This window comes from Vibrio genomosp. F10 str. 9ZD137 (assembly GCF_049974785.1).
Taxonomy (GTDB): domain Bacteria; phylum Pseudomonadota; class Gammaproteobacteria; order Enterobacterales; family Vibrionaceae; genus Vibrio.
The window spans coordinates 1-4595 of sequence record NZ_JBNGCJ010000278.1 but is presented as its reverse complement, the minus strand read 5'-3'; the positions used below and the strand labels follow the sequence as shown (position 1 = coordinate 4595).

2 protein-coding genes are annotated in these 4595 nt (G+C 46.3%); one reads left to right on the top strand and one right to left on the bottom strand.

Annotated elements, in window-relative coordinates:
• The coding region (gene mukB / locus ACP45E_RS04765; protein ID WP_069584757.1) for a chromosome partition protein MukB at window positions 1–4085 on the top strand (4085 nt) is incomplete at its 5' end.
• Window positions 4086–4291: 206 nt separating this feature from the next.
• Here the strand turns inward: mukB and ACP45E_RS04760 are convergent.
• Window positions 4292–4595, bottom strand: a 304-nt coding sequence (locus ACP45E_RS04760) for a sugar-transfer associated ATP-grasp domain-containing protein (protein WP_277815679.1), incomplete at its 5' end; no start/stop codon positions are given.

Sequence of the window (4595 nt, the reverse complement as noted above, 5' to 3'; positions counted from 1 at the left end):
AACTGAACGAAGTGAAAGACGTCACCGCTCAATATGAAGGGGCTTATTTTAAAGCATTTAGCTCGATAGTCGATTACCACGGGCAGATGTTCGAATATGGTGTGGTGCCCAAAAAACTGCGTAACAGCGGCGATCGCTCTAAATTCTACCGCCTGATTGAAGCGTCTTTATACGGGGGTATCTCGAGCGCGATTACGCGTTCATTACGTGATTATCTGTTACCACAAAATGGTGGCGTTAAAAAAGCGTTCCAAGACATGGAATCGGCATTGCGTGAAAACCGCATGACTCTAGAGGCGATCAAAACGACCCAAGCGGATCGTGATCTGTTCAAACACCTAATTACCGAATCAACACACTACGTTGCAGCCGATTACATGCGTCATGCAAATGAGCGCAAGGCTAAGTTAGATAATACCTTGGCGCTTCGTGCCGAGCTGTGTAGCTCACGAAGCACTCTCATTGAGCAACACGATCTATTGACCAATGTGCAGCAAGAACTTGAAGCGATAGTAGATAAAGAGTCGGCACTGGAACAAGATCATCAAGGTGCTTCCGATCATCTCCAATTAGTGCTTACTGCGTTAAGGCAACAAGAAAAAGTGGAACGCTATGAAGGGGATTTGGAAGAGCTGAATGAGCGCCTTGAAGAACAGCTTATGGTGGTTGAAGAAGCTCAAGAGCAACTTATGACGGTTGAGCAGCAAGCGCATATTGCTGAAGAAGAAGTGGACAGCCTAAAAACTCAGTTGGCAGATTATCAACAAGCATTAGATGTTCAGCAAACTCGAGCTTTGCAATATCAACAAGCTGTACAGGCGTTGACTAAAGCCAAAACCTTACTTGCTAATGATGACCTAACCGCCGATTCTGCTTCGTCAGTATTAAGCGAGTTAAAGCGCGAAGAGACACAACAGACAACGTTATTACTGGCACTGAAGCATAAGCTTGATGTTTCATCGGCCGCCGCTGAGCAATTTGAAACGGCACAGGCACTGGTGAAATCGATCGCAGGCCCAGTTGAACGTGTTGATGCTGCTAGTGTGGCGAAAGAGATACTCAATAACCGTCGTCATGCTGAGCAAATCACTCAAAATGAGCAGCAATGGAAAGCACAGTTCCGAGAAGTCGAGCGTCAATTAGAGCAGCAGAAGCAGCTCTTGGACTCGGTCGCTCACTATCAAAAACAATATCACGTCAATTTGGTTGATGAAGTCAGTTTGGAGCAAGAGCGAGAGCGCCACTCCGAGCAAATAGACAGCCTAGAGTTTGCCCTAGAAGAGCTGCGTGAAAAGCGCAGTGAGCAGCGCAACCAGCTTCAGACTGTGAGTGGTGAAATTAAGAGGCTAGAAGGGATAGCCCCGACATGGATTGCGGCCAATGATGCGTTAAATGGGTTAAGAGAGCAGAGTGGTTCTGAGCTGCCTGATAGCCACTCGGTTATGCACACCATGCAGCAAGTCTTAGAGCAAGAAAAAACCTTGTCAATTGAGAAAGATCGCTTAGCTCTAAAACGAACAGGATTAGATGCAGAAATTGAACGCCTAGCATCGCCAGGTGGTTCAAATGATCCTCGCTTGAAAGGGTTGGCCGATACCTTAGGCGGTGTCCTGCTTTCTGAAATCTACGATGACATTACTCTCGGTGATGCGCCTTATTTCAGTGCAATGTACGGCCCGGCACGTAACGCGATTGTGGTTTCCGATCTTACTGATATTAAAGAGAAGCTGGTGGATCTTGATGATTGCCCAGAAGACCTTTACATCATTGAAGGGGATATCGACGCTTTTGATGACAGTTCATTTAATGCCGATGAGCTTGAAGGGGCGGTTTGTGTTCTGCTTAACGACCGTCAAATGCGTTACTCGCGTTTTCCAGAGATCCCGCTGTTTGGCCGAGCGGCACGTGAACAGCGTTTAGAGCTATTGCGAGAGGAACGTGAAGAAGTATTAGAACATCATGCCAAGGCGGCTTTTGATTCGCAAAAACTGTCTCGTTTGTACCAAAGCTTCAACCGCTTTGTCGCGAGCCATATTCAAGTTGCTTTTGAACACGATCCAGAGCAAGCACTTGCCAATCAGAGAGAGATTCATACTCAAGGGGCACGTTTACTATCAGACCTAGAGTCTAACGAGCAGCAGCTTAACAGCCAACGTCAAGCAAGTAAGCAAGCACTAACGGTGTTAGATAAATTGGCACCGATGATGGCGCTCATTGAGGACACTGAACTCGGTGCTCGCTATGATGAATTAGAGAGTAAGATGGCTTCGTTAACAGAAGCAAAAGCTTTTCTATCTCATCATGGCAAACAAGTCGACGCTTTGTCGCAAATCGTCAATGCGCTAGACAGTGATCCTGAGCAGTATGAAGCCTTAACACTTGAATATCAGAATGCAGACCAAAAACTCCAGTCGCTAAAAGCAGAAATCTTTGCGGTGGCGGATCTGGTTGAGCGTAAACAGTATTTTAGCTATTCCGATTCTGTCGATCTATTGAACCAAAGCAGCGAACTGAGCGAGCAGTTGAAATCGAAGTTGGTGGATGCTGAACGTGCACGCAGTCGTCATCGCGAAGACTATAAGCAAGTTCAAGGGCAGATGAACCAATACCAGCAAGTTTTAGCGTCACTAAAAAGTTCACATCAAGCCAAGCAAGAAACGGTACAAGAATTTAAGCAAGAGCTGAAAGAGTACGGGGTAACCGCGGATGAAAGCGCGGTAGAACGAGCACAACGCCGTAAAGACGAATTGCATGAACTATTACACACTACTCGACATCGAAAGAGTGAGTGCGATAGAACCATTACGTCGACTGAGCTTGAAATGAAAGGGTTGGCTAAGCGACTAAGAAAAGTTCAGAAGGAATACATTGAACTGCGAACGTTCGTTGTTGCGGCGAAAGCCGGCTGGTGTTCGGTGCTGAGGTTAGCTCGTGAAAATGACGTTGAGCGTCGTTTGCACAAACGTGAACTGGCGTACTTGTCTGCGGGCGAATTACGCTCTATGTCGGATAAATCATTAGGTGCCCTCCGTTTAGCGGTCGCGAATAATGATGACTTACGCGATGCACTTCGCCTGTCAGAAGACAATGCCCACCCTGAACGTAAAGTTCTGTTCTACATTGCGGTGTACCAGCATCTGCGCGAACGTATTCGTCAGGATATTATTCGCACCGATGATCCAGTTGAAGCGATCGAAGAGATGGAAGTCGAACTCGCCCGATTAACGGAAGAGTTAACGTTACGTGAAAATCGCTTAGCGATCAGTTCAGACTCGGTAGCGAGCATCATTAAGAAGACGATTTTACGAGAGCAAAATCGCATTCGTATGTTGAACCAAGGATTGTCCAACATTGGATTTGGTCAGGTTAAAGGGGTTCGTCTCAACGTTAAAGTCAGAGAAAGCCATGAGATTTTGTTAAATGGGCTTTCTGATCAACAGTCTCAGCATAAAGACTTGTTTGAAAGTACGCGCTTTACCTTCTCTGAAGCGATGGCAAAACTGTTCCAGCGCGTTAACCCGCATATTGACATGGGCCAGCGTTCTCCTCAGGTGCTTGGGGAAGAGTTACTTGATTATCGAAATTACCTAGAACTCAGTGTTGAAGTAAGCCGCGGTTCTGATGGCTGGCTTCAAGCTGAATCAGGCGCATTATCAACGGGTGAGGCGATTGGTACAGGTCAGTCAATTTTGCTGATGGTTATCCAAAGTTGGGAAGAGGAGTCCCGTCGTTTACGAAGTAAGGATGTCATTCCATGTCGTTTGCTATTCTTGGATGAAGCCGCGCGTTTGGATACCAAATCAATCTCGACCCTGTTTGAGCTTTGTGATCGTCTGGATATGCAGCTATTGATCGCCGCCCCAGAGAACATTAGCCCAGAAAAAGGAACAACGTATAAATTAGTACGTAAAATCTTTAAAGATCATGAACATGTGCATGTTGTTGGTCTGCGAGGTTTTGGTCAGGCAGCAAAGTCGTCACCTGTAATGGATTCACTTGAGGCGACTCGCAGTGAATCATTCAATAATGAGCCAAGTGAAGAACAAGGCAAAGCGTTAAACGTAGAATTGGTTGAAGGATCGTAGCTCAGGCTCGTAATGCGGGTTAGTGGTGAATTTGGCTATGTAAATGAGCTATGTGATTGAGCCACTGCCCCCATTATTCCTGTTCGATATACCCATAAACAAAAAATGCCTTCCATATGGAAGGCATTTTTATGCGTGAAAGCATTTTGATTGTCGAACGCTAGACGCTAGCGATTGCGGTGCTGACAAGAAAGGATATTGTTTAACTAATCCGAAATCGACTTACTGAAAATACCAAACTGCTTAGCGGCGTAGGCGACGCGCTCAGCCGGTTTCGGGTATTCAGCAGGCGTCCCTAAGTTTTCTATATGCTGCAATCTAGGTATGAGTCCGGCACCATTCGCAATTTGAATAGCAAGACCAGGTCGAGCATTCAGCTCTAGAACCATTGGCCCCTCTTCTTGGTCGAGCACCATATCGGTCCCCATATAACCCAGCCCTGTCATTTCCCAAGCGCTTGCTGCCAATGTTAAAAGCTTCTCCCAATGGGGGACTTGTAATTGGCTAAGT